The sequence below is a fragment of the Paenibacillus radicis (ex Gao et al. 2016) genome (assembly GCF_014641555.1).
In the GTDB taxonomy this organism is placed as follows: domain Bacteria; phylum Bacillota; class Bacilli; order Paenibacillales; family Paenibacillaceae; genus Pristimantibacillus; species Pristimantibacillus radicis.
Genome location: NZ_BMHY01000008.1, coordinates 155,106 through 182,013, shown reverse-complemented (window position 1 = coordinate 182,013; position 26,908 = coordinate 155,106). Strand labels below are relative to the sequence as shown.

General features: G+C 46.5%; 23 protein-coding genes. 2 read left to right on the top strand and 21 right to left on the bottom strand.

Annotated elements, in window-relative coordinates; all coding sequences use genetic code 11:
• Positions 1–46 precede the first annotated feature (46 nt).
• Genes IEX98_RS19880 through IEX98_RS19870 form a run of 3 tightly spaced genes read right to left on the bottom strand, consistent with a single transcriptional unit; the run spans position 47 to position 4,092 of the window.
• Positions 47–1,399: a HAMP domain-containing sensor histidine kinase gene (locus tag IEX98_RS19880; RefSeq protein WP_188890941.1), complete on the bottom strand. Its 1,353-nt coding sequence runs from the start codon at positions 1,397–1,399 to the stop codon at positions 47–49.
• Positions 1,396–2,070 (bottom strand): response regulator transcription factor, encoded by a 675-nt coding sequence (locus IEX98_RS19875; RefSeq protein WP_188890940.1) that lies wholly within the window; start codon positions 2,068–2,070, stop codon positions 1,396–1,398. Before IEX98_RS19875 ends, IEX98_RS19880 begins: the two co-directional genes overlap by 4 nt.
• Before the next feature lie 54 nt (positions 2,071–2,124).
• Positions 2,125–4,092, bottom strand: coding sequence for a serine hydrolase domain-containing protein (locus tag IEX98_RS19870; RefSeq protein ID WP_188890939.1), 1,968 nt, complete (start codon positions 4,090–4,092; stop codon positions 2,125–2,127).
• A 219-nt stretch (positions 4,093–4,311) separates the two neighbouring features.
• Here IEX98_RS19870 and IEX98_RS19865 point away from each other — a divergent pair, with 219 nt between their 5' ends.
• Positions 4,312–5,049, top strand: coding sequence for a GNAT family N-acetyltransferase (locus tag IEX98_RS19865; protein ID WP_188890938.1), 738 nt, complete (start codon positions 4,312–4,314; stop codon positions 5,047–5,049).
• Positions 5,050–5,140: 91 nt separating this feature from the next.
• Here the strand turns inward: IEX98_RS19865 and IEX98_RS19860 are convergent, their stop codons facing one another.
• The 4 genes from IEX98_RS19860 to IEX98_RS19845 all read right to left on the bottom strand — a co-directional run bounded on the left by IEX98_RS19860 (position 5,141) and on the right by IEX98_RS19845 (position 7,936).
• Positions 5,141–6,007, bottom strand: coding sequence for a phosphotransferase (locus IEX98_RS19860; RefSeq protein ID WP_188890937.1), 867 nt, complete (start codon positions 6,005–6,007; stop codon positions 5,141–5,143).
• A 131-nt stretch (positions 6,008–6,138) separates the two neighbouring features.
• Entirely contained in the window at positions 6,139–6,711 is a 573-nt protein-coding gene (locus IEX98_RS19855; RefSeq protein ID WP_188890936.1) for a hypothetical protein, read from the bottom strand.
• 24 nt (positions 6,712–6,735) lie between these two features.
• Entirely contained in the window at positions 6,736–7,236 is a 501-nt protein-coding gene (locus IEX98_RS19850) for a hypothetical protein (protein ID WP_188890935.1), read from the bottom strand.
• A 148-nt stretch (positions 7,237–7,384) separates the two neighbouring features.
• A complete protein-coding gene (locus IEX98_RS19845; RefSeq protein ID WP_188890934.1) occupies positions 7,385–7,936 on the bottom strand; it encodes a hypothetical protein in 552 nt (183 codons plus the stop codon).
• Positions 7,937–8,204: 268 nt separating this feature from the next.
• Between IEX98_RS19845 and IEX98_RS19840 the strand changes: the two genes are divergently transcribed.
• The gene (locus IEX98_RS19840) at positions 8,205–8,693 is read left to right on the top strand and encodes a DedA family protein (protein WP_188890933.1); all 489 of its coding nucleotides are present in this window, start codon (positions 8,205–8,207) and stop codon (positions 8,691–8,693) included.
• 66 nt (positions 8,694–8,759) lie between these two features.
• Here IEX98_RS19840 and IEX98_RS19835 read toward each other — a convergent pair whose 3' ends face one another.
• The 14 genes from IEX98_RS19835 to IEX98_RS19770 all read right to left on the bottom strand — a co-directional run bounded on the left by IEX98_RS19835 (position 8,760) and on the right by IEX98_RS19770 (position 26,902).
• Positions 8,760–11,864 carry an ATP-binding protein gene (locus IEX98_RS19835; RefSeq protein WP_308421812.1) on the bottom strand — a complete coding sequence of 1,035 codons (3,105 nt, stop codon included), beginning with the start codon at positions 11,862–11,864 and terminating at the stop codon, positions 8,760–8,762.
• Between the two features lie 186 nt (positions 11,865–12,050).
• Positions 12,051–12,452, bottom strand: a complete 402-nt coding sequence (locus IEX98_RS29570) for an RDD family protein (RefSeq protein ID WP_188890932.1) — start codon at positions 12,450–12,452, stop codon at positions 12,051–12,053.
• 37 nt (positions 12,453–12,489) lie between these two features.
• On the bottom strand, positions 12,490–12,903 hold the full coding sequence (locus IEX98_RS19825; RefSeq protein WP_188890931.1) for a MerR family transcriptional regulator: 414 nt from the start codon (positions 12,901–12,903) through the stop codon (positions 12,490–12,492).
• A gap of 128 nt (positions 12,904–13,031) precedes the next feature.
• A complete protein-coding gene (locus IEX98_RS19820) occupies positions 13,032–14,045 on the bottom strand; it encodes an aldo/keto reductase (RefSeq protein ID WP_188890930.1) in 1,014 nt (337 codons plus the stop codon).
• Between the two features lie 197 nt (positions 14,046–14,242).
• On the bottom strand, positions 14,243–15,931 hold the full coding sequence (locus tag IEX98_RS19815; protein ID WP_188890929.1) for a DUF4091 domain-containing protein: 1,689 nt from the start codon (positions 15,929–15,931) through the stop codon (positions 14,243–14,245).
• Between the two features lie 14 nt (positions 15,932–15,945).
• On the bottom strand, positions 15,946–17,103 hold the full coding sequence (locus IEX98_RS19810; protein WP_188890928.1) for a trans-sulfuration enzyme family protein: 1,158 nt from the start codon (positions 17,101–17,103) through the stop codon (positions 15,946–15,948).
• 17 nt (positions 17,104–17,120) lie between these two features.
• Entirely contained in the window at positions 17,121–18,269 is a 1,149-nt protein-coding gene (locus IEX98_RS19805) for a Gfo/Idh/MocA family protein (RefSeq protein ID WP_188890927.1), read from the bottom strand.
• Positions 18,270–18,296: 27 nt separating this feature from the next.
• Positions 18,297–20,078: a glycoside hydrolase family 35 protein gene (locus tag IEX98_RS19800; protein WP_188890926.1), complete on the bottom strand. Its 1,782-nt coding sequence runs from the start codon at positions 20,076–20,078 to the stop codon at positions 18,297–18,299.
• Between the two features lie 11 nt (positions 20,079–20,089).
• Positions 20,090–20,860 carry a response regulator transcription factor gene (locus tag IEX98_RS19795; RefSeq protein WP_188890925.1) on the bottom strand — a complete coding sequence of 257 codons (771 nt, stop codon included), beginning with the start codon at positions 20,858–20,860 and terminating at the stop codon, positions 20,090–20,092.
• 2 nt (positions 20,861–20,862) lie between these two features.
• A complete protein-coding gene (locus tag IEX98_RS19790; RefSeq protein WP_188890924.1) occupies positions 20,863–22,680 on the bottom strand; it encodes a cache domain-containing sensor histidine kinase in 1,818 nt (605 codons plus the stop codon).
• 37 nt (positions 22,681–22,717) lie between these two features.
• Complete coding sequence (locus tag IEX98_RS19785) at positions 22,718–23,542, bottom strand: carbohydrate ABC transporter permease (RefSeq protein ID WP_188891021.1); 825 nt, start codon at positions 23,540–23,542, stop codon at positions 22,718–22,720.
• A 5-nt stretch (positions 23,543–23,547) separates the two neighbouring features.
• Positions 23,548–24,435, bottom strand: a complete 888-nt coding sequence (locus tag IEX98_RS19780) for a carbohydrate ABC transporter permease (protein ID WP_188890923.1) — start codon at positions 24,433–24,435, stop codon at positions 23,548–23,550.
• Positions 24,436–24,546: 111 nt separating this feature from the next.
• Positions 24,547–25,830 carry an ABC transporter substrate-binding protein gene (locus tag IEX98_RS19775; RefSeq protein WP_188890922.1) on the bottom strand — a complete coding sequence of 428 codons (1,284 nt, stop codon included), beginning with the start codon at positions 25,828–25,830 and terminating at the stop codon, positions 24,547–24,549.
• Positions 25,831–26,194: 364 nt separating this feature from the next.
• Entirely contained in the window at positions 26,195–26,902 is a 708-nt protein-coding gene (locus IEX98_RS19770; protein ID WP_188890921.1) for a DNA alkylation repair protein, read from the bottom strand.
• Positions 26,903–26,908 lie beyond the last annotated feature (6 nt).

Genomic DNA, 26,908 nt, shown 5'->3' with positions numbered 1-26,908 from the left:
CAAGCGGTTATTCCCGCTTGAGCTTCTTACCACTTTTAATTATCCGTTATCGGACCGGCAGCCGGACCTTCACGGTTGTGCCTTCTCCAACCCGGCTTTTCATTTCAATGCTTCCATCATGAAGCGCGATAATCTTCTTCGCAATGGCAAGACCAAGGCCGTTGCCGCCAACGCTCCGATTCCTTGCAGGATCGGTCTTGTAGAACCGCTCGAACACCATTTCGAGCTGCTCTGGCGGAACACCGATCCCCGTATCGGTAATCGAGAACAATATTTCATTATCGAACCGCTTAATCCCAATGTCGATATGTCCGCCTTCGGGCGTGAACTTAATGCTATTGCCGAGCAAATTCATCCATACCTGATTAAGCTGATCGCGGTCCGCCGTTATTTTGACCGAATCCGCCGTATCCAGATCGATCCTTATCCCCTTCGCCGACCATTGCGGCTCGCAGGTAACGACAACCTGCTTGATCTGCTCCACAAGATTGTATGGCACCGCTTCGAACGGATGGTGCTCCGAATCGAGCGATGCCAGCTTCAGCAAGTTGTCGCTTAGACGGGACAGCCGCCCGCTCTCGGAAATAATGATATCCAAATAATAGTTCCGGTCACTCTCCGCCACAAGGCTGCTGTTCTTCATCGCCATCGCAAAACCGGTAATCGACGTGAGCGGCGTCTGAATTTCATGGGAGACGTTGGAGACAAAGTCCTGCCGCATCTGCTCCAGCTGCTTTAGCTCGCTAGCCATTTCGTTAAAACCCTGCGTCAAGACGCCAACCTCATCCGCCCGTTTCGTCTTGATCTCGATATCGAAATCGCCCTTGGCGAGCCGTTTCGTCGCTTGCGTCAGCGTCTGGAGCGGCTTCACCAAATAACGTGCCGCGACGATGATGCACAGACTGCCGATCAACAGTCCTAACAGCAAGATGAGCAGCAGCATCCGGTTGAATACATTCTCATTCTGCGAGGTAAATTGCATAAACATAGCATGCTGTTCCCCGTCGAACGGGAATGGAAGACCAACAAACGTCAGCCCCTGTTCCACAGGGGAACGGTACGCTTTCCCTAGCAGTACCTGCTGAATGGCCTCCGGCGTAATGACCGCATTTTCCGAGTGGCTAGGGCCATAGATCGTTACTTTGCTGGAAGTGTCATACAGGTGAATCCGGTAAGTGGACACCTTCGCCATACGTGCAAGGTATCTGCCCCGATCTGCAGGTTTTGTCTGCTCGTACAGCTCAATCATCTCCCTGCCGGCGGCGAGCATATCGTTCTGCCCGGCATGATTGATTTCTTTCTGAAACAGAAACATGCCGGCAAGAAAAGAGGTCAGCAGACTGAATAGAATAACGGCCAGAAAGGTGACAACGATACGGACGTACAACGTTTTGATCATGAAATGACGAGCCTGTAGCCCAAGCTGCGGGCCGTTTCAATCTGAAAATGATGCGTATCGCCCGCGAACCTCTCCCGCAGCCGCTTTATATGAACATCGACGGTCCGGTCGTCGCCCTCGTAGTTTTTTCCCCATATGTGGGTAATGAGCTGCTCCCGGGTAAAAATCTGGCCAGGATGGTTCGCCAGCTTAAACAATAACTCAAATTCCTTGAGCGGCAAAGTAAACGTCTCATCTCCGCGGATGACTTGATAGTTAAGACGATTCAGGATGATTCCGCCAAGTTGTACAGTCTGAGAAGAGACGATCTGGTAGCGCTTGAGCAGCGCCTTCACCCGCATGACCAGCTCCATCGGATCAAACGGCTTCGTTAAATAGTCGTCCGTTCCGAGTTGAAATCCTTTTACCTTATGCGTGGATTCCCCTTTGGCGGTGACCATCAAGAGCGGAATGTTGGAGTCGATACGCCGAATTTCCCTGCACAACTCCCAGCCATCTAGATGGGGCATCATAATGTCGAGTATGACCATATCGACCCCGTCATTCTCTACAATCTCCAGCGCTTCCGCACCATCCTTCGCTTCCACTAGCTCGAATCCTTCATTTCGTAAAAATAAAGCAATCAGCTCGCGAATCCGCGCATCGTCATCCGCGATCAGAATTTTTGCCATCGGAATTACGCCTCCACTATGAGTTAAATTCCTCCTGAGTGGAGGCTTATTGCATTATCCAAATTGCCAGCCTAACAGATTCCAATAATAGAAGAACGAACACATGACGACAGAAGCTAGTGCTATTAAGGTGTAGTGAACGCGCTTAAACAGCGTCCAATAGTTGTTTTTCCATGCCAATACGCTAAACGTAAGGAGCGCCACCGTCAGTATGATAAGAATGACAGGCATGAACAGGAAGATGTTTAACGAAGACGTAATACGGCTTAATCGGTCCACCAGTCCCATGTTCAGCACGATGACAAACGTTCCGAGACTCGTTGCGATTGCCCAGCCAGCCGTAACAGCCGACAGCCGGACTGCCCACTTTTGCATAGCTGGCATCGCTTTGATGTCGCGCCGGCGATAGATGAAGCCGATCAACACGGTAAGGAACAGCGCTAGCGAAAGACCCAGCAATGGGAACCAAAGCTTCGTCTGATTGATTAACGGCGCCCGCTCAAGCGGCTCGGATGACAAGAAATCGATGAATAGGTGAGTCACTTTCCCGGATTCATCCGTACGGAAGGCGATTAGATTGCCTTCTTCATTTTGAAATAAATCATCGCCTATCGGAGCGAAAGTCTGCTGCTCAGATCCGCTGCCGATCGTCAATCGGTTGCCGGCAACACCAATGCTCATTTTCGCCAGAAAGCTGTAAAACTTATCGATAGCGGTATGATTGCGGCGTACGAATTGGTACGAGCCCGCATACTTTTGCAAAGACTCATCCGGAGTTAAGCTCATAGGAGGCAGATTCACTTCCGGAGCCGGATAGTAGCGGTCCAGCAGCGCCTTCGTCAAGCCCATTGCAGCAAGCGACCCTTCGCCGCCGCTATAGGATAAGAAAATACCGAATTGCTTCTCAGGAATGAGATGGAGTTCCGTCGTGAACAACGGATCTGCGCCGCCATGCGAAATAATGCGCAGCCCGTTTATTTTCAACTCATAGAATCCAAGGTCCATCGCCGGCATGCCTTTGTGGAATATAAATGCAGGGGAGTGCATCAGCTCAGCTGTTTCCGGCTTCAAAATTTGCTTGTCGCCATAACGTCCGTTCTGAAGATGGGCGATCATGAAATGGGTCATATCGATTGCCGACACGGACCCTGATCCCGCAGGGCGGAAGCCTCCTTCGAACGTAGGCGGTTGAGTCACATAGCTGCCGTTCTCGCGCGCGTAGCCAGTCACCTCATACGGTTTTAACGCAGTCTGGACAGGTTCTTGAACGGAAGCGTATTTCATATCGAGCGTGTCGAAAATATTTTTCTGTATATAGTCATTATAAGGCATTCCGCTCACTTCTTCGACGATAAGTCCCGCCAGCGCCGTACCATAGTTGGAATAGGACATCATCTCACCGGGAGGGTTTACCCGTGCCAGCCTATGCTTGGTTAGCGTCTCCGAAATTGAGCCCGGCAGCTTGGCCGGATCGGTCGTAATCTGGTAGCCGACGCCGCCTTCTTCAAAGCCGGCCGTATGCGTCATCAGATGGCGCATCGTAATCGGCTGCGAATACGTGTCAGGGACTTTCATCGATTTCAGATAGGAGTTAATGTCGGCATCGAGATCGATTTTGCCTTGCTCGACCAGCTGCATGACAGCCGTCCATGTAAACAGCTTCGTTGTTGAGGCGATGCGGAACAGGCTGGTGTCTGGATCGATAGGTTTACCTTTTTCAATATCGGCATGTCCATAACCTTTCGCAAGCACCGTTTTCCCGTCTTTGACAATGGCGATGACCGCACCAGGGATTTTGTAGTTTTCAATTTGTACATTCATAATGCCGTCAATGAAAGCGGCCAGCTTCGTGCTGTCGTTGATGTCAGCTGCGCCCTCCAGCTCCGACGTTATTGCCGTCGTTGCGGTTTGTTCCGCAGCAGACGCAGGGGTCTGGCTCCCTAGCAAGCTTGTGCCCAGCACTGTGATTAACAGCGCCAGTAAAATTGTTTTCGCGTACATTTCCTTCATCAAGGATGACATGATAAGCCTCCAGCATTCAGTATATTTTGTGAATAATGAACTCCTTAATTACATGGCAGAGCTTATCACAAACATGTGAACGCAGAATGAATTAAGCCGTGTTTTCAAGAAAAAATGATCACTGAATAGGATTAGGGCAGTCAACAACCGTAAAAGATTGTTGTATATTTATTCATATTAAAGTATTATTATTCAAAATAACAATAAGGAGACTCTTCCATGGACAGTAAAACGATTGAAGAATTATGTCTGAACAACTGGCAGCCCTTGTCCACTTTGCTCTATGACGGGTGGGTGCTGCGCTTTGCTAACGGCTATACGAAACGGGCCAACTCTATTAACCCTATTCATTATTCAACCCTCGAGCTGGATGAAAAAATCGAGCAATGCGAGCAAATGTATGCGGCCCACTCTCTCCCTGCGATTTATAGAATTTCACCCTTCGTCCATCCGGCACACTTAGATCAAGTGCTAGAGGAAAAGGGCTACATCACATTTGATCGTTCAATTGTCAAAGCTGTTAAGCTCGATGGGGTTAAACAGCCTGATCAGCATCAAGCTCGAATAGATGAAACGTTGACTGCAGAATGGCTCGGGCATTTTTTCAGACTTAGCCAAACTCCTGAAAACTATAAGAGTGTGATGGAACGGATGCTGTCCAATATAAATACGACGAAGGGATTCATATCGTTATTTGCTGAGGGGCAGGTCGTCGCTTGCGGCCTTGGCGTAATCGAGCGGGACTATATCGGGTTATTCGATATTGTGACCGATGTTCAGTTCCGCAATCGGGGTTATGGAGAGCAGATGATTCTGCACTTGCTGCAGTGGGGAAAAGAAAAAGGGGCAGCCTACAGTCATTTGCAAGTCCTTGCAAATAATGAGCCTGCCTTGCGGCTTTATTCAAAAATCGGATATTCCGACATGTATCAATATTGGTACCGGGTTAAGGCGTAGATGAAAATGAAGATAAAGTTGGAGATGACGGCAAGAGGCTTATGAAGTTGCCATTTTCAAATATTTAATGAGCCCTTCCTTGGCTCGCAAATCATCGGTCCACGCTCCCAGGTTCCATGCCATGAAACGCGATTTTATACTGTGACTCAAATTTTGCGCTGGGAAGCTCCACTCCATACGAAGACAATAATTCAAGGTACTCTCTTGCTTGGTCTAATTCGAGCCTTAACGGAACATCCAGGTAAAGGGAACCGTATCTCGCTTCCTCCCAATCAATGAAAAAAACATCATCATTATTATGGACGAGTACATTACCCGGATTAAGATCATTATGGATTAACGTATGCAAGCTTTCACCGTTCAGGATAACCTCCAGTTCAGCAGCTGCATGGACAGCAATGGCTTCAACCTCTGGAATATACGCGCCAAATGCTTCGACGAATTGTTCGTTTTGTTTGGCCTTTTCCCAAGAGGGGCTCCAGCGCGTATTTAGCATTTCCTCAGCATGTTCACGAGTTGCCGCTGGAAGCCATGAGAGCTGTTCCTTGTACCCTAGATTCGACTGATGGATGTAGGCTAAAGCTGCCACTTCCTTTTTTTGAAGGAGCTCGAGATTCAAGTTCTGATAATCCGTATTTTCATCCACATTCTGAATGCATAGAAGGGCTCGATGTTCGGAGTTCATATCAATGGTATGGCTAAAGGGGACGTTAGCTGCCTGCGAAAACAATCGGTGAAGGACTCGACGTTCCGTACGGCTCGCCATCTTGGTAATGAGTGAGACGCTTCTCCTTGTTCCTTCATCTTCGATCAGCACTTGATACCGGGATAGATCAACCGCTTGGAAGCCTAGATGCAGCGGAGAACTTTCGATTTCAATTACAGCAGCCGATGCAGAAATAAACTTCTTCACTGTTGCTTGTATTAAATCGGATAATTCATTGGTTTTAGAATTCATAATATCCCTCCGAATATATTTAAATTCCCATCAGCGCTTGAAAAGCAGTGTAAAAATAGAAGATCAATATTGAACCAAATACTAACAAATACGATGTATTCAGCGCCGCGAAACATATAAAATTCACTATTTTATTTTTCAGACCTAATGAAACTTTGAAGACATTGATGTTCGTTTATTCCGCAAGTCTTTTTTTTCAAAGGTTCACCATATTCGAATTTTATCAATTTGATCTTATAGTACTTGAATAATTCTCTCTCGGTCATGACTTCAAAAGATCGCATGTTTTCTTTTCTCGCTTTTCTATATATATCAGGCCTCGAATCGTACTTATTTCCCTCTTGATTCTCCTCCAAGTGATAATTTCTATCTCTAATTGCAAAAATCAATTTTTCTGCCTCTCCGTCCTCAAATAATACAATTTCCTTATTTCCGCTTGCCAAGGTTTGCTTCCACTTGATATACTTGCCGGTCCCTTCACTAAGACCAATTCCAGCATTTCTAACAATGACTTTATCCTCTACAATCACGCTATGACCATTGATTTCATATTCCAAATAAAAAGGAAATTCTCCGTATGAATAAGCAGGTTTAGGCGGGTCCTCTCCCGCTGAAAGACCTAGATACAGCAAAAGCCAAGGAGCGGAAATACAAGCAATTAGAACAAGAACGACTACTAAAGAGGTTTTTAAAAATTGCTTCAATTATGTTCCCCCTGTATTAACGCATTAATTATTCTCCATTCCACTTTTCTTTTCAATAACGCCGCCAATGACTTGGAACAACAATAGGAAATGATAGTATATTAATCCGCCAATGATACCTAGATCATTTAAAAGAAAAAACTCTTTCAGTGTTGTAAAGCTCGGTATTTGAAGAGTTATGACTGTCCAAAATATATTTATACCTATAGAACCCGCTAGCATGTACAGAAATAATTTATAAATATATTTTAGTATCCTATTTTGCTTAACTATCAGCGGTATTCTAAGTTTATGTTCTATGAGGAATGAAGAGGTCCCGCCTAACAGAAAGACCGTAGGAAATGTGTACAGTAAATAAAATATAAATGATAGTACTAAGTCCCTTTCCTCACTTAAAGCAAAGAATGCACTGATACATACCGACACCATAACACTAATAACAAAACAAGTGATAACCAGTTTTTCAACTTTAAAATGGGATATTACACGATATCTCTCAATATCATTATAGGAATTGCTTTTCATCAATGTTCCTCCACATTAATAACACTATGTCTATCTTAAATGTTTTGGAATATTTTTCAATCTATTATTTAACGTTCTATACAAAAACAAACCACTACCTACATTATTTCATGTAAGCGGTGGTTTGTTTGATTTGCCATGGTTTTATCTAGTTAGACGTCAGCGCTTCTATATCTTTCTTAAATGCATCTCTATATTGCTCAAACAATCCAGTATCAAATTCGTAACTTGAATCTTCAGCTACAGGAGTCTTCTCCTTAAGCTTGTTATAGAGAACATCGATTTCATTCGAAAGCTTGGTCCATACTTGCTTTAGACCATCATTACTCGCATCCAGTCCCTGAATATAAGTATCATATTCGGCTTTTTTCTCCATCGCTTTGCCCAGGCGTTCAATTGTAAAGTCGATATCCATTTTATCGCCTGTACTATTAGTACCGCTTCCGATGAACCAACTGATGTTTACAAAGCCATCGTTCCAAATATCCGAAGTAAGAAAATGGCTGATTTCTTTTAAATGGGACTCCAGCGTATCAGGATCTTTTGAAGCATTCTCATTTTTAGATGAGTCTTTAAGCGCTTCTTGAATAGCGTCAGCAAGTTTTTCTTCATCTGTTTTTTTGCTCGCACACCCGGAAAAAACCAACAACATGGCAAAAGCCAATCCAATCAAAACTAAATTTTTATTGCGTTTACTCAAAGTAAGATTCTCCCTTTTCTCTCAATTTTAATTCATTAACATTTATCGGTTTTTCTGATGGGATTTTGAAGAAAAATAAAAAAAATTTGAACCACCAAGTTTCCGCAGTAGTACATTATTGAATTCATGTAATAAAAAAACGTCAAAATTAAACTGGATTTAAACTAGCCTTAATGCCAATATTAACAAAATACTTTATACTATAAGATATCTACAAACCATTCACTTTCCGCACCATACATAGTCGCTAACGCAACGGAGGCAAGGCATGGACAATCTAGAATTAATTATCGCACAGTACGGCTATTATGCGATTTACGGCTTACTCACTTTAGGAATCGTTGGACTGCCAGTTCCCGATGAAATGTTAATGATTCTAATTGGTTATCTTTCATCAACCCACGTGTTGAACCTTTGTGATTCCATCGTGGTAGCATTTCTAGGAACGATGACAGGGATGTTATTCTCCTTCTTCTTAGGAAATAAAGTGGGCAAGCCTTTATTGCTGAAATATGGGAAGTGGATTCGACTGACACCCCAGAGATTAGAAAAGGTGGAAAAGTGGTTTAAGAAATACGGGCCTTGGACCATCGTTTTCGGCTACTATATCCCAGGCGTTCGGCATTTGACCTGTTACATGGCAGGGGTAATCGGCATCAAATTCCGTCATTATGTCGTTATTGCAGCGATAGGCGCGTTCATCTGGTGCTGCATCTTTATTAGTGTGGGGTACTTCGGTCATCGTGCGGTCTTTTAGATTTCAGTTTTGAACACCTCAAAAAGGGCTGCTCTTAAAGTAATGAGCAGCCCTCCTGTTTACCCCCTATACCTCATCTTTTTTATCTACTCTAAAAGAAATCGACGTCCCTTCCCCAGGCACGCTTTTAATTTGAAGCCCTCTCCCATATTGCCGCTTTAATCGAAGGTCTGTATTCAGCAGACCGATTCCCGTGGCATGGTCTGATTGTTTGACAAGAACCTGCTGCAGCGTATGTTCATCCATGCCTACCCCGTCATCGGTGACTGCGATTTCTGCATAGGTATCGTAATTCGTCAAACGGATATGAATATTGCCTCCGCGCGAACGCTTCATAATACCATGTCTAATTGCATTCTCAACAAGCGGCTGAATCGTTAGCATCGGAATCTTCACCCCACTGCTCTCATCAATCTCCCAGGTCACATTCAGCTTCTCATCGAATCTTTCCTTCTCAATATAGAGATACGAACGGACAATACTAAGTTCATCTTCAATTGGGGCAAGCTCGTCCATATGCTCAAGTTTAAATTTATCTCTCAAGTGATTGCTGAATGCTTCGATCAGATCACGCATCCGCTCCGTATCGATCTCGCTCAAAGCCGCTACCGCGTTCAAAGTATTGAATAGGAAATGAGGTTGAATTTGCGCTTGAAGCCAAGCAGCTTCCATTCGCAGCCTCTCTCGTACTGTTTGCCGAATCTCGGTTAATGCCTTCACCCGGGATCTTAATTCAAGCGCCTCTACCGGCTTTGTGACATAATCGTTTGCCCCCGCTAAAAAAGCATTCGCAATATCTTCCGTCTGAGTCCTTGCTGTCAGGAAAAGTATCGGCAATTCCGTTATCGAAAGCCGTTTGCGAATTGTACGTGACAGCTCATAGCCCGACATCTGCGGCATCATGACGTCTGAAATGACTAAATCCCATTCTTTAGCATCCAGCAGAGCCAATACTTGCTTACCGCTCGTGACTGTCGTGATATCGTACAGTTCTTCAGAAAGAATAGCTTCAATTACTTTCAGATTAAGCGGATCATCGTCCACAACAATGATTCTAGGCCTATCACCCAATAGGGTTTGTTGCTCAACGACCGATTCAAGCGGAGCAGCGGCAGCGGCTGACTCCGTTATTCCCGCCGAGATTACATCGGGCTTTGTTTGCTCTCCCTCAGCCCTTTTGGATAGCTGTAAAGTAAAAGTGAACGCTGAGCCTTCACCGGGAATAGAGCGTACCTTCATCGAACCGCCATGCAGTTCCACTAGCTGCTTGCTGATGCTTAGCCCTAGGCCAAATCCGCCCTCGATCATCGTCTTATCGGAGTGGACTTGCTCATAAGGCTCGAATACTCGTCTGATCATATCCTCATTCATTCCGATGCCCGTATCCGCAACCGTAATATGAGCTCTGCCATTCTTCACATGACTGCGAATGGATACTTCTCCGTCATTCGTGTATTTGATCGCATTATGCAGCAAATTGAATACAATTTGGATAACTCGATTTTCATCGGCATAGACTTGCGGGAACTGTTCCGGAATGTGATTTACCAGCCGTACCGGCTTGCCTTCCGTCATATATTGAAGCATCTCAAATACGCCGCTTGCGATAGTATGGATCGAAAAGCTTCGCAGTTGCAGCCGTGGCGCGTTTTCTTTGAGACGCATCACATCTAGAAGGTCGTTTAATACGATCGACATCCGGCGGCCCACGGATAGAACAGTGCCTAAATCTGTGATGCTTTTTTCATTGAGCGAGTGCTGCTCCCTCTCCAGAACAGCCTGTGAAATGTTGATTATACCGTGAAGCGGATTTTTCAGTTCATGCGACGTGTTGGCCAAAAACTGATCCTTCACCTTGTCCGTTTCTTGAAGCTTTGCGGCGAGCTTTCGAGTCTCCGAGTAGACAAAAAAATAATGCCTGAACCAGACGGACGACAAACAGGTTGTCGACACGATCAAATCGAACGGATAATAGACCACTTTAATACCAGTCGCAAGGAAAAATATCCACCATACAAAATTGCTCGTGAAAGCAAGAAGTGCTAGAAGCAATAATAAATTATCTCCTATTTCCTTAATGGAGGTGAGGATCATGGACATTAGGGTGATCAGAACCGCAGCAGCAAAAGCTAACACATACAAAAACTGCACCATGACAACATAGTGGACAGGCATAACTACCGCCCACAATATAGCGGCTATGAAAAATACGATACAAAACGGATATACTTTTCGCAAACGATTAGGCAGCTGGTGCATTACGCTTTGCAACAAAGCGTAAGCTCCGGTAATCATTAATAGATGAACGAGCTTAAATCCCCAATCATAATTAAGCGGAATCCAATAATGCAGGATCTTCTCATCGCTGCCTAGCAGCGTTATGAGCATCGCACTAACGACCAGCAGAGAGAAATATAGCAATCTCCGATCCCTGGTTCCTGCCAGAAATAATATAAGAGCATAAACGCCATGCATGAGAAAAACGATGGCAACCAGTTGCTGCATCAGTACAGACAATTGTGTCTCCTTGGCAACCGCCGCCTCTGCCCCGAACTTTATAGACCGGATAATGCCGCTCCCTCGGGGGTCCTCATAATTGGCAGCCTGAATCACAAGCTCGATTACTCCACTATCATTCGCCGTAAAAGAAGCCGTATACGGTATATTCCATGCTTTATACGCTTCCTTATTCGATGCAGGCTTTCCCGTTTGATTCAGCAAACGTCCATTCACATACAGCTCCGATGAGCTTCGAACGCTCGGAACGCGAATGCTGTAGGTTAGTTCCTTAGCTGGGTCAACCAGAATTTGCAAGTGATATGTACCGAAACCATAGGGAGTCGGATTCTCCGCCTCTATGGAATCATTCCACTTTCCTGGCACTTGAATGAATTGGGCATCGGAAGAAGCTTCAACCACTGATTTATTATCATGTTCCTTCCCGATCAGCCAAGCATGAGGATAAAACGACCACTCCCCATCCAATCTGACCGTCCCCCCTTTAGAAGCATCCCAATGCCGTAAATCGAGCTGTCCGTTCGCAGCCAGCGATTGATCCGTCGCTTGAAACGAGTAAATCCAAACCACTCTTGCTCCGATAAGAACGATTGTAAACAGACCTATTATTAAAAAGATTTTTCCTTTTTCCATTCTATTTAGCTTATTGGACAATGTACGGACTCCTTAGCTCTACTTTCTCCCCATCAAAAACTATAAATATTTGGAAATATTACTCTACCTTAAGTTATCGGATTCATGTCCTTGTATGATTAGATTTCTTGTCCAACTTACTTAATGGAAATGGCAGCGAAGACAATGAAAAAGCCCCAGAGAACTGACTCTGCGGCGTTGTTTTTACTATTTACTGTTATCAGATACTACGACAGTTCGAGCTAGAAGGTCGCCTAATCTTTGTTTCTTTTTCGTTATAAAAATTAGAATGACGCCCATGAATAATCCATGATCCACTATTCTCATCACATTCCGTAAAATGATTTGCCAAAATTTTAATTCCCCGCCGTCTAAACTTACTATACGTAATCCCATGATCATTTTTCCAAATGAACGTTTGAACAGCAATTCACATACTATCTGATAAATAATTATAGGACTAATAGAAATTAGGATCCGAAGTATATCATTCATCCCCAACAAATCATCCATATGATTATGTGTAACTACAAAATATATAAAGATCGGGGTTATAGGCAAAAGTATGATCATACTATCTATTAAAATCGCGGCTAATCTTCTAATCAAAACATAATTCCCCCATTTACTCTCCCCTGAATCCTATTCAATGCAAAGCATCCAAGCCGTTATCATTGGCATGTGCAAGTGCCGCTGTGTGTTGAGAATTTTTCAAACGCTCGAAATTATCTAGTTTATAATTGATGATTTTCAACGTTTCGTTGATTTCGTCTACCTGCAGCTCGATGTTTCGTTTATGTTCTTTCAGCATAGCATAACAGCTGTCTGTATCCTGTTCATTTACCGAATTCATATACTGCTGAATTTCCTTAAGGGGCATGTCTGTCCGTTTCAGACAGTTAATGAAGTATAACCGATCCACAACGTTCTCATCGAACTCCAGTTGGCCATTCTCCTTACGCTTTGCCCTCGGGATCAATCCAATTTTCTCATAGTAACGTATGGTATCATAACTGAGTCCCGATTTGTGAGAAACTTCAGCGATTGCGAGTTTAGGCATCTTTATCCTCCTTCTCCATCTGCTATTTCATATTTTACCTCTAAATAGATAAAAGAGCTGCACCCACCGTCTAACTCATTCACAATGGTCGTGCAGCTCGCTCATGCTCTTATTGCTTCGTTTGCCGTTTATCTGCGGCGCAGCCGCTTATTGGCAAGGGCCGGATGATCGGCGGCATAGTTGTCTGCTGGATTGATGTCCGTACCCGGAGGGACAATCTCATCAATGCGGTCTAGAATCTCATCGCTAAGGTCAACATCCGCTCCGCTTAGAAGACTCTCCAGTTGTTCCATCTTGCGAGGGCCGATAATGACGGAGCTCACAGCGGAATGCGAGCGGACAAACGCAAGAGCGAGATGCGGCAGCGGGATGCCCGCTTCCTCCGCGAGCGCTGTAATTTTTCTTAAGGCATCAACTTTAGGCTGAAGAACAGGATTGGTCGCGTCGTACATCGACGGTCTGCCCTTAGCCCGGTGGCTTGCATGGGGTTCCATACGCCCGGACAGCCATCCGCCGTTCAGCGGACTATAGGTCAGCACGCCCATCCTGTAACGCTGAGCGGTTGGCAGTACAGCGCCTTCCAGCTTTCTTGTAAAGATCGAATACATCGGTTGTTCCGTCAGAAAACGATGGTGGCCTCCCTGCTGCGCTGCCCACTGGGCTTCGACGATGGCTTCCGCAGGAAATGTCGACGACCCGATCGCCCGCACTTTGCCCTCGTGGATCAAGTCGGAAAGCGCCGACAAGGTCTCGTTAATATCTGTATAATAATCCGGGCGGTGAATCTGGTACAAATCAATGTAGTCTGTGCCAAGCCGGCGAAGACTATCTTCCACCGCACGCTTAATCCATCGCGCAGATCCGCCTTGCTGATTCACATCTGAACCCATCGGAAAGCCAAATTTCGTTGCCAATATGACATGGTCACGACGCCCCTTGAGCGCCTTGCCAACAATCTCCTCCGACTCCCCCATGGAATAAACGTCGGCCGTGTCGATAAAGTTAATACCTTCATCCAATGCTTTATGAATGATGCGTATCGAATCGTCATGATCCGTATTCCCCATAGCACCTAACATCATCGTCCCTAGTGTGATTTCACTAACCGAAATACCTGTTGCTCCTAGAATTCGATATTTCATAGCTGTTTCCTCCCTTTACTTTGTCCTTGCTCCAGTAGCTTAATACGTGGACTTAACTCCACGTCAAGCAGGTTATTTGAAGCAAGATGCCAGGAGGGCAGCATCCATAATAAGCGCACATAAGCACCGCGCCCACAGCCTCTAATTTGGCTGCGAACCGGTGCTTTCTGTAACTATTTCCTTTTCACTCAATCGTACTAACCAACTACTGGTCCCCGATCGATTGTTTTCTCATAGATCGCCTTGTTAATTTGCTCGCGCTTGGCGAGCAGCCATTGCGCCTGCCTCGGATAAGTCTTAAAGGTCAACGCTCCATCCAATCCCTCTTCAAGCATTCGCAGCGTTTCCTCTTTGCCCGTCAACTCTTCAAGCAGCTTTAATGCACGCAAATCCTGCAAAGCTTCGAACATGACCTTAAGCCGGATGGATTCGACCGGCCCGCTTGCGCCTGGGTATACAAGGAACGCATCTCCCGAAGGAAAAGCCCCGTCCGCATCCGTTATCTCGTAAGGATTAATCGCTCTAAGCGAGTATTGCGAATTCCAGAAATTATAGCCCCAATGCAAAAAGCCCTTCATATTAAACTTATACAATTGCGTACCAAGTATCCGGTTTCTAGCGGAAGGCATATGGAAGAAGCGGTTGGCTACCTCCTTATATTGCACGCAGCAATAATAAGTCCATAATTCAGAAACTCCAGCATCCAGGAAAGCCTCAATATGATCGTTGGAGGGAATAGGGTGGCTGACCATCCCCTTCTCATAAAACTCGAAATTCGACAACGCGTCAATGACCGGGAAGCCCTTCGTATGCTTCCGTACCTTCTCGCTTGCCGAACGGTATGACTCCAGATGCTCCTCAGTAGGCTCATCCGATACATGGAAGAAGCAGCGCTTCTCCAAACCGTGGGAATGTATAAACGCTATCAATGCGGGTAAAAACGCGTCCAGAAACTGCCCGTATTCTTCTCCCGTTGCATCCGTGTGCCAGCCGAATAAAGGAGTTTCGTTACCGTCTTCCAACACGATAATTTTTGGAGCATGTTTAGCGCCCCATTGCGTGAACAGGTGAGAAAATTCAATATAGCGAATGCCATTCCTGTCGCACATCTCAATCCATCTCTTTAGCCGATCAAATCCGAAGGAATAGATCCCGTTCAAGCGGCTCACATCGACTAGCTGTACGGTCGGCCGCTCTCCCCCGATCTTCGTATCGAGAGGCGGGGTGAATAACGGCGTCAACAGCATGTTCACTCCGTGACGGGAAGCCGTCGCTGCATAGGACTCGATCAACTGCCAATGCGGCTCGCTGAACACTTCCGTTTCATATTGGGTCGCAAGGCAATCGGCATAGAACCATTCCGTGTGAATGAGCTCCTGCTCCGGCAAGAGAACAGGAATAACATGCAATCTAAAGCTCTCGCTTCCCGCAGCTTCGCCTTCTTGAGTGAGGAACTGAATATCTATGGCATGCATGCCTGGCTTTACTTTTGTATCCAATGCAATTTCGATCCAAAGCGAGCGCCATTGATTCGGAAATACCTGAACGCTATTATCCGGTTCAAGCGGATACAACGGGTCCGGATATAACCCCGGACTCATTCGCAGCACATGCTCATCCGCATCTGCATATCCCGGAAGCTCTGATGGTGCCAAGCCCACTCTGCGCAACGCTATAAGCCCGCTAAGTTCTGGAGAAATTACTCTGACCTCCATAGGAAACGGTCTTGATTGCTTCAAGCTGCGGTAAGCCACCTGAAAGGAGTAGACTTCGCCCAGCAAGGCAGTCCCTTCCCCGCAGCGCGGCTCCCGCAGCTCTTCATCCGGGAACACCTTCGCCAGCGAACTTAAGCACTGGATTTCGAATAGACCATCCTCAAGAGTCATTCGCTTCGCTCCCTTTAATCATGAAATCCGGCGCTTTGAAAGGCTGCCGTTAAATCGCGTATTAAATCTCCGGGCTCTTCTAGCCCGATATATAATCTCACAACAGGAACATTACGACCAGGAGGATCAACGATTCTTTCTTGCAGCGACACGAGGCTCTCATAGCCTCCCCAGCTAAAGCCGATTCTGAAATAGGTCAGCTGATCAATAAATCGAATAAGCTTCTCTCGGTCTAAACCTGCCTCGAAGGAAAGCAAACCTCCATAACCGGACATCTGCTCCTCCGCCAATTGATGCTGCGGATGAGAAGGAAGACCCGGGTAACGAACGCGATCAAGGAAAGGCAGAGACGCCAAATACGCCGCTACAGCCATAGCCCCGTTCTGATGCCGCTCCATCCGCAGCGGCAAAGTTCTTAGTCCCCTTACGACCAAAGCAGCAACTTGCGGCTGCATAACCGCCCCGAGCAGCACCAGCTCATTGCGGTCCAGCTCCCCGATTAATTGTTCGCTGCCGATGACGACACCACCCATCGCATCGCTGTGGCCGCCTGCATATTTGGTAAGCGAATGGACTACCATATCGATGCCGTATTTTAACGGATTCTGATAGCATGGGGTAGCCCACGTATTGTCGATGATCGTCCGAATGCCTTGTCTGCGAGCCAACTCTGCACAAGCCTTAAGATTTTGCAGCTCGAACAGCAGGCTTGAAGGACTTTCCAAATAGAGCAGCTTCGTATTAGGACGAATAGCCGCCTCAATAGCCATCAGATCCGAACCGTCGACAAAATCGGTCTCCACTCCATAACGCTGCAAATATTCACCCATCAGTCTCTTTGCAGGCCCATAGACTTGATTCACGCATACGATGTGGTCCCCGGCACGTACTACCGAAAGAACGGCCGCCGATATCGCCCCCATCCCTGTAGCGAAGCATCTCGCCCGCTCCCCGCCTTCCAGCAGAGCCAGCTTGCGCTCCAATTCATTGACGGTAGGGTTGTTGCCGCGTGAATACGTGTAGCTGCCTTCCTCATCTGCACGATCCATCTTGGCGACGGAAGGGAACGTGAAAAGACTGCTGTCATAGACCGGAACATGAACGGCTCCGTAATGTCTGTCATCGTGCTCATCATGTGTCACAAGCGAATGCTGTATGCGTCGTTCACCCACTTGGCATGACCCCTTCCTTATGTCAGATCTATAGTTTGATAGCTATCCGACTGCGCAGCCGCTTCCGCCTTCAAGCACATGAGCGCGCTGGAAATTCCTGTGGATAGAGGCGTGCGCGACTTTTCTGTGCCTTGCATCACACCGATAAAATTCAACGCCAGAGCTGCATCGCCCCCAAAGTGCGGCAGCTTGGCTGCCTCCAGCTTGTAGCGATCCACCCTCGGCGTATGATGCATATGAACTTTCACTTCATCCTGGTACCAGTCGAATTCCAGTGTGCCCTTATATCCAATCAATCTAGCTCCCCGTAAAGCTGCTGATTTTCTGGAATAGAAATTTTGCGAATACACAGCATGAATCCCGGTCTCATATCGGACAAGCACGCTGCCAGAATCATGGTTGCCCGTGTCTACGCCGAAGGCGCACAGATCACCTGTAACCTCTTCTTGGCTAAACTTCTGCAGCACGTACGGGCTTTCGGGACAAGTATGAAACTCCCCGCAATCGCCGCAGCGAAGCTGCGCGGGCTTATCGCCTGTGAACACTCGTTTGGACTCCATAGCCGCAACCGTAATCGGGCGAAGACCAATCAAATAGTTCAAGCAATCAAGGTCATGGGTTGCCTTCTGCAGGAACAATCCATGCGCTTCCGCTTCATCCCTGTACCAGCTGTGATAATAAACGCTGCCGTAAGGGACGTTATTAACCGCCTGAACATGCTCGATTGAACCCAGCCGCCCTGAATCGATAATCTCTTTGGCCAATTGAGCCAGAGGCGTGCTTCTAAGCGGGAATGAAACGACCACCTCTGAGGAGGATTCTGAATCGGCTTGCTGAAGCTGAGCCAAATCTGACGCTGTGACACCAACGGGCTTTTCCAAAAACAACGGCAAATTACGTTTCATCACCTTAGCCGCCATTGCCGCATGAAGCGTACAACGGGTTCCAATCATAACCCCGTCCAGTTCCTCCCGCTCCAGCATCTCATCCGCATCCGTATAGAAACGAACGGTATCCTCTTCGATCTCTTTGGTGAGCAGCAAGGCTTTCGCTTTCTCCGGCTCAATGTCAGCAACCGCCGCTACAGACACGCCCCGGTCAAGCTCGAGCAACCGATCGAGAAAATAATGCATCCGCGTTCCGTATCCGATAATTCCGATTTTCATATGTGATCTCTCCCCTGACTCGGACGGTTAACCTAACTCCGGATAATCTTGCAGGCTGACGACAGGCTTCTTCGTCCCCTGCAATTCAAAGATTACAATCTCGTTACCACCTTCGCGCAGCAACGGACCAGGTACATAAAGCGTCTTCTGCGGCCCCTTCTCCCAATAGCGCCCCAGGTTAAATCCATTGACGAAAACGGCACCCTTTACCCAACCCTCCAGCTTCAGGAATGTATCTGCGGCTTCATGCACTTCAAAGGTCCCTTTATAAAAAGCCGGAGATCCGCTATATTCTGACGCCTTATCATCTGTGGCAGCTGAAATTTGCTCATACTGAATACCCGAAAGATCGTCCAAGGGCAAGCAACGAATCGTCCAGTTAAATAAAAATTGATTATATAGGCGAGCTCCTGCCTTCACACCTTCGGTAATCCCTTTAACGTCTCTCATCCGTGCGCCGTAGTTAATCCTGCCCATGTTCTCAACAAGAATACCGAGCTTAGCTCCAGAAGGAGGAACATTAACCGTAATGGGGTCGCCCTCATGCCAGCGCTCAACCACGCCTTGATAGATTCCGTCGACATAAATCAGTGCCCGGTCATGAACGTCCTGAAGCATAATTTCACAGTTCGGTTGCGGACCAGACAGCTCCGTCTCATACCAGATAAATCCGTAATCCTGACCCAGCCGCTCCATCGTTTCTGGAACAACACTTTGAATAGGTGAGCTTATTTGATCAAAAGAAGGGAACAGCATGGCCCGTTCTGTGAGCTGCACTTCTCCATAAGCCCTCTTCACCGAAGGCGGCGGTAAGTGTTCGTCCGAAACGTCAGCATATTGCGCGATAACCTCGCGGATTGCCAAGTACTTGTCTGTAATATCCCCTGACTCGGACAATAGCGCATTGTAATCGTAGCTGGTTACCGTCGGTTCATAGAAATCAATATGGTTGGCCCCGTTGTAAAAGCCAAAGTTGGTTCCGCCGTGGAACATGTAGAAATTGACGGAAGCGCCCATACGCAAAATCCGGTCCAGCACATCCTTCACATCATCGTAACCCCGGACATGATGCTCATCTCCCCAATGATCAAACCATCCATTCCAGTACTCCATACATACAAGCGGTTTGTCCGGCTGAACTTGAAGCAGCTTCTCGAAAGCCTGCTCCGGCTTGGAGCCGAAATTAAGTGTAGCCAGCGTGCTTGGAAGCGTCCCGCCTTGAAGCATATAGTCCTCCGAGCCGTCTGAGGTGAACAGCAGCACATCCATCCCCCGGTTGATCATGCCTTGCCGCAAGTATTCCAAATAGCGTTTGTCATTCCCATAGCTGCCATATTCATTCTCTACCTGCAGCGCGATGATTGGACCACCGGAAGTACATAACAGTGGCTTCAGTTTCGGCAGAAGCACATCGTAGTAAGCATCAACTTTTTCCAGGAAGGGCTGATGACTGCAGCGCAATCTCATATCCGAATCGGCAAGCAGCCATGACGGCAGCCCTCCGAACTCCCATTCCGCACAAATATACGGACTTGGACGAACGATAACGAATAGCCCCAGCTCATCCGCCAATCGGATGAAACGTTCGAGATCGGCAATCCCTTCGAAATGGAATTGTCCTTCCTTCGGCTCATGCAGATTCCATGCGATGTAGGTTTCTACCGTGTTAAAACCGCAAGCTTTCAGCTTAATTAGCCGATCCTCCCAATATTCGGGAACGATCCGGAAATAATGCATGGCGCCGCTAATGATTCGAAAAGGCTTGCCATCATATACAAACTCGTTTCCTTGAATTTCAAAAGAAGCCATCCTTCTCTCCCCTAACCGTCCAGCGCACCCCCGCGATACTCAAGCGGAGTGACGCCAACCATTCGTTTAAACAGCTTCTGAAAATAAATTTTATCGCCGTAACCGACACTATGAGCAATCTCGTATACTTTCAAATTCGGATGATCCCGCAAAAACTGCTTGGCTTTCGCAATCCGGATGCCGTTTAAGCAATCCGTAATCGTCTCACCCGTCTCCCGGCTGAATACCTTGCTTATATAACTTGAACTTAGGCCGATTTCGCCAGAAATATATTTCAAATCAATATCTCTGCTGTACTCTTTCCCCAGCAGCTTCCGAATGCGTTCTACGATCGTTTTCTCGGTTGCGGGCGCTGAGGCTGGCAGCGCAGCTTCTTTCGTCTGGTTATGCTGGAGTGCAGCATGCTTCTTCTCCTCGCATTGGGCAAGCAGCCGGAACACTTCCACCTTGTCCATCGGCTTCAGCAAGTAATCTGTCGCTCCTGCCCTCATCGCCCGGCGCGCGTACTCGAAGTCATTGTAGCCGCTAAGCATAATGACACAAAGATCGGGCAGCTTGCTTTTGGCTTGCGCAATGAAATCAAGCCCGTTCATCATCGGCATCTCGATATCGGTAAGAATCAGGTCCAGATCACCGGGCTCCATGCTTGAGATTTGAAGCAGCGCTTCAAGACCATTCGCATGCTGACCGGCTATTTCCAGTTCTCCCTGATACCGGGTTAGAATCTTCACAATGCCTTGACGAATCTGTTCCTCATCATCCACAACCATCACCTTAAGCATAACTACCCCTCCTCCCGCAACCGCTTGTCGGGCAGCCTGATCATAACTCGGGTGCCCTTACTCTCACTGCTCTCTAGATGCAAGCCATACAATTCCCCGTATTGGAGTTTGATGCGGTCATTCACGTTACGAAGTCCAATGCCCTTGCCTGGAGGAAGCTCACGGGTTCCCGCCATATGATCCCTTATCGCCTTGAGTCTCTGCGCATCCATTCCGCTTCCGTTGTCCTCAACGGTAAAGACGACATCCTCTCCCTCATGAAGGACAGAGAGACGGATCATGCCTTCCCCAAGCCTATTCTTGAAGGCGTAATGAACCGCATTCTCGACGATCGGCTGGAACATCAGCTTGATGCAGGGAATGTCATAATCTGCAGCCGGAATGTCATTAATCAGCTGAAACTTATTCGCAAATCGCGTATTTTGCAGCAGCATATAATTGTTCAAATGACCGAGCTCTTGGCCGACGGTGACACGCTGTTCCTCATGGTTGACACCATAGCGAAGCAGCTTCCCTAACGTAAACGTCATGTCAGCGACTTCCTCATCATCATTCATTTCCGCTTTCATTCGTATCGTTTCAAGCGTGTTATAGATGAAATGCGGATTGATCTGACTCTGCAGCGCTGCGTATTCGGCTTCCTTCTTACGGCTTTGCGTCCACTTAACCTCCTCGAGCAGTTCCCTGACCCGATTGACCATAATATTGAAATGCCGGCCTAGCATCCCGACCTCATCCCGATATTTCTGATTAAAGCTCACATCCAGATTGCCTGTTTGCACTTCCTGCATCAGCGTCTTAATCTTGATAAGCGGCCGCGTAAGCGCATAGGAAATCGCGATAGCAAACAATAAAGCGATCGTAACAAACACGCCAGTCGTAATGAGCGTAATATTACGCGTTACCGCCGCCTGCCGCGTCGCTTCTTCTACCGGAATATAGACGAACATTTTCCAATTGGTCAGAGAGGACTTGGCATACGTACAAATATAAGATTTGCCTTCTACCTCAATCGGAAAAGAACCTCTGTCTGCCGCAGCTAACCGAAGGGACTCATCGTTCGACAAATTTTTAGTAGTCAGCTTGCCCTCACTATCGAACACAACCATGTTGCTCTCATCGACGAGGATCGTCTTCCCTTTGGTGACCTGATCAAAGTCCTGCATCTGCCGGTTTATCGCAGTGATATTCGTATCAAAAACGATATAGCCGATAGGACTCATATCCGTTGTCTGCTTAAGCTGTCTGATTACCGAGAACGCGTAATACGAATCTTGGTACGTCGAGATTTCTTTCGTGCTGACAAGCTGGGGCCGACCGCTGCCACGCGCGGCAATCTGCGCCCACACATCCTTAATCTCATCCAGATTGTTACGAGTCGACAAGGATTTAATGTTGTAATACACTCTGCCGTAATTATCAAAAACGTAGACCGACATCGTCTCCGGCTTAATTTTGTTTAAATTCTCGATATAGGTATAAATCGATTTGCTTTTTTGCAGCTCGATATTGGGATCGGCCAGCATCTCTAGAAACTCTTTGTTGTAGAGCGGCATTGCTGACATATTATAGAGATCCGTCACATAATCATCGAGCCTCAACAGCATTTTGGTCGTCGTTTCCGTCGCATAAGCGATCGTATTGTCCTTTATCGACCGCGAATAGTAATAGGAGGATGCATAACTGACCATTACAACAGGAAGACAGACAAGAAAAAGGAATACGATTAGCAGCTTCTGCTGCATATTCAGGTTGGCAAAGATGATCCATGACCGCTCAGCCACCCTTTGGAATACGCTTCCGTTAATCCTTTTTCTCATGCCCGTTCCCCCTAGTTGTCCGAGATTGCAAGTACAGTTATTTTACAGCACCGCTTACAATTCCGGCAAACACGTACTTCTGGAAGAATAAATAAAGAACAACGATTGGCACCATAATCATCAGAATCGCTGCTGACATTAACTCCCATTCTGTACTGCGCTCTGAGGAGAAATTCATCAGACTTGTGGAGACCACAACCAAGCTTCTGGATGGCATGTACAGATAAGGAATGAACATATCGTTGTAGATATCGATCGTCTTAATAATCGCAATCGTTGCCGTTGCCGGCGTAAGCAATGGGAAAATAATGGTGCGATAGATTCTGAACAAAGATGCGCCTTCCATCATTGCAGCCTCATCCAGTTCCTTCGGAATATTGCGAATGAATTGCAAGTAGATGAAGATCTGCAGAACATTCGTCCCGAAGTGCAGAACGATAGAAGCCCAGATTGTGTTATAGAGATGCAGATTATTAATCACTGTAAAGGTAGCAACTTGCGTCGTAATCGTCGGAACAAACGACACCGCGATATAAGCGCCCATTACCGCCTTTTTCAACTTGAAATCGAAGCGGCCTAGAACGAAAGCTACCATAGTTCCGAGCAAAATATTGCCGATAACCGCAATAACGATGATCGTGATTGTATTCATATACGCTTTGTCCAAATGGGCCCGCTGCAGTACATCTATGAAGTTATCAAAATTCAGAAAGCTGTTCGGCATCTTAAAAACGCTCGTCTGTGTAAATTCCTGCTTATCCTTGAACGCGTTCATTACGAGAACATAAGGCGGGAAAATGATCACAGCAATGGCGATCCATATAAAGATATGCTTGAGGAATGATAACGGCTGGAATCGCATTGTTCTCAATCTGACCACCTCCGGGTAACCAATCTTTGCACGCTTAAAATGACAATAACGGCGGCAATCAAGGTAAGGCTCATTGCGGAAGCCATGCCGAAGTTATTGAATTTGAATGCCATCTCGACCGTCTTCGTAAGGAACGTATCACTTGCACCAAGCGGTCCGCCTTTCGTTAACAAGAACGGAAGATCGAAGATTTCCAGCGTACCGATAATCGTCAGGAACAGATTCAATTCAATGACTCTTACCATATTAGGAAGAATAACATGGAAAATCGTTTGCATCCGGGATGCTCCATCAATACGAGCCGCTTCAATAATGTCTGAAGGCACCGACTGCAAAGCCGCTAAATAAATGACCATATTAAGTCCGAGGAACTTCCAGAGCGTAATGAAGCCTAGAACATGGTTGACGATTTTGGGAGATCCAAACCAGCTAATCGCTAGCGAATCAAGTCCTACACTATGCAACAACGTATTCAGCGAGCCATATTCGGAATTGAATACATAGTTGAACATATAAGCGACGGCAACGCCGTTCATAATATAAGGCATAAACAGCATAACCCGATAACCGTTACGCCCGCGAAGCTTGGAGTTGAGCATTAGTGCGAATACCAGACCGCCTACGTTCTGCAGAAGCCCCCAGCCCAAATAGACGAAGTTATGTGAGAAGGCCTGCCAGATCTCTTTGTTGGCAAACACATCCTTGTAATTGGCAAAGCCTGCAAAGGTTTTAACCGGGCTGTACCCATCCCAGTTCATAAAGCTTAAATAGACAAGATAAACCGCCGGATATAGAGAAAATAAACAAAGTAACAATAATGGAACAATTAGAAACGAAATGATCAGAATGCCTTTTTGCTTACTGTAGCTAAGTTTGTTGATCATTGTCTCTCCCCTCTCTTACCGATAAAAAATAAGGACGACAAAATGGATAATCCGGGGAGACCAGCCATCCATTTTGTCGGTCATAGCAAGACTATTGATAGTACTGCAGCTTTATTTAGTAGCTTCTTTGGCTGCTTTCCATTTCTTATTGTAGCCATCGAATACCGTTTGAAGGTTGCCTACCGTTGATTCTTGGATGAACTTAAACACATTGAATTGCATTTTGTTTTCTGCCGTCGTTACTTTCGTATCTACAGATTGAGCTTCCAACATCGTAGGATTGTAGCTCATAAACTCCGTCAATTGCGGAAGATCCTGCTTCTTATCTTTAAGCGGAGAAATAATCATATGATCCGCTTCGTCTCCGGACTCTTCCAGCATAAATTTAACGAAAGCTTTAGCAAGCGGCTTGTTTTTGCTTTGCGCGCTGACCGCATAAGCCCAGTCATTACGCATCATGCCTTTGAACTGTCCGCTGTTGTCAAAAGGAAGCGGAGCGAATCCGATATCCTCAGACGGCAATCCTGCCGCAATAAGGTTGGAGAAGAACCAGTTGCCGATGTACATCATCGCTGTTTTGCCAGTTGCAATGTCCTTCTGTGTTTGATCCCAGCTTGCGGAGTAGATGTCTTTCTCCAGGTAGCCTTTATCATAGAGCTGCTTAAGAATGCCCAAGCCTTGGCCATAAGGTCCGTCTACAGTGAACGGCGTGTCTGTATTGAGCTTATCGTTGCGCAGGCTCGTGCTTCCGTAGATGAATTCAGCCGGATCCGTCCAGTATTGCAGGGTCCAACCATCTTTGAAGGCCGTCGCCATTGGAACGATGCCTGCCGCCTTCAGCTTCTCTGCAACGGTGAACAGCTCATCCAATGTTTTTGGCGGTGCGGTAATGCCCGCTTTCTCAAAAGCCTTTTTGTTATATACAAGGCCATTGATCGCCGTTTGTTGCGTAATGCCGTACAGCTTGCCTTCATAGGAGTTATAGTCCTTGAAGTAAATGTTGTCGTTCAGACCGAGATCGTCCAATGGCTCATAAAAGGTAGGCAAATCAGCCTTTGTCGTTTCGACCAGGGACAACACGTCAGGCAATTCATTGCCCGCCATCCGTACACGAATCGTTTGCTCGTAATCCTTCAGACCTTCGATTTTCACCGTGGTGCCTGGGTATTTCGCTTCAAACTTTTCTACGTATCTTTTCAGATCCGTGTCAACCAGCTCGGTACGGTGTGTAGCCCACGTGATTGTACCTTTCAATTCTCCGTCAGTGGAAGCGGTTTCGCTTGAATCAGGAGAAGCGGTTGGCGTGGCGTTGGTATCATTGCCTTTGCCGCCGCAAGCGGCCAACAACATCATGCACATGGATAATACAAGCGTTATCTTTGCTGTTTTCTTCATCTCTTTATTTCCTCCCCATTTCAATTCGGCCTTGTTTGCCTAACCCAATATTATGTTAAATTACATAACGTTCAAATGGTCTTGTTTTGTTTTTATTGGCTATATTTTGTTTTCGGAAATTTTAGATCCCAGATTCTGAGATTGGTTTCGTTTACATTTTCACAACTTTAAAATTTCGTTAAATTAGCGTGATGTTTATGTTATATAAACTAACATTAAAGATTGTTTAAACTCTTTTTGATAGCGTGTGCGTATTGTTGATAAACATGCATAAATTCAACCTGCACCGATGAGGGGCATACCTGGTGAAGGCAAAAAAAATACTAACCTCCAATAAGGTTAGTATTAATGGGGGGGATGTTATCTAACATCTTACATGCTTACGCTTGAAACCTATATCCCCTTTATCTACCGCCTTCTGAATACGCTCGGATGCGATCAAAACACTGCTTTTTTTCTTGTCCCGATTAACCTCTACCGGACCTATTTCCTTCGCCGTCTGCATCGCCTGATCATGGAGCTTCACATAGGAAACCCCTACCGTGTATACAAAATTATTCATTGCATATTTCGTCCGTTCCGGCGAATCATGAATCGTATCCTTCACCATTTCAAGCATATTCGCCAGCTTGCTTTCGGAAAACTCTTCATCCTTCCGATTTCCTAACAGCCAGCAATAGCAGCTCCAGCCCGCCGACATCTTCAACTCTTCGCCGCTCGCGATCCACTTGTCCGCTACTTCCTGCGCAATGTCCGCTTCCGCCAACGTAACGGCAACGACATAATCGGATATCATATAAAAATAAGCCCCGTCAATCCAACGGTCATAATCCGCTGCCGTCATCCCTTTCGGGTCTGCGATGATCCCGGCAAAATACATCGCGTCATAATTACCGGTCGCGTAAAGCTGCTCTGCCAGCGGCTGGTTTATTTTTGTTTTTCTGAAGATTGGCTTCATTTGGCCTGTAGCCACACCAAAAAGCGGTTCATGTGCGCCATTGGATTCGTAAATTTTTTTGGTTCGCTCCTTACCGAGCGCCTCAAGCTCTTGCATGACCATTTCTAAATCCATTGCTAA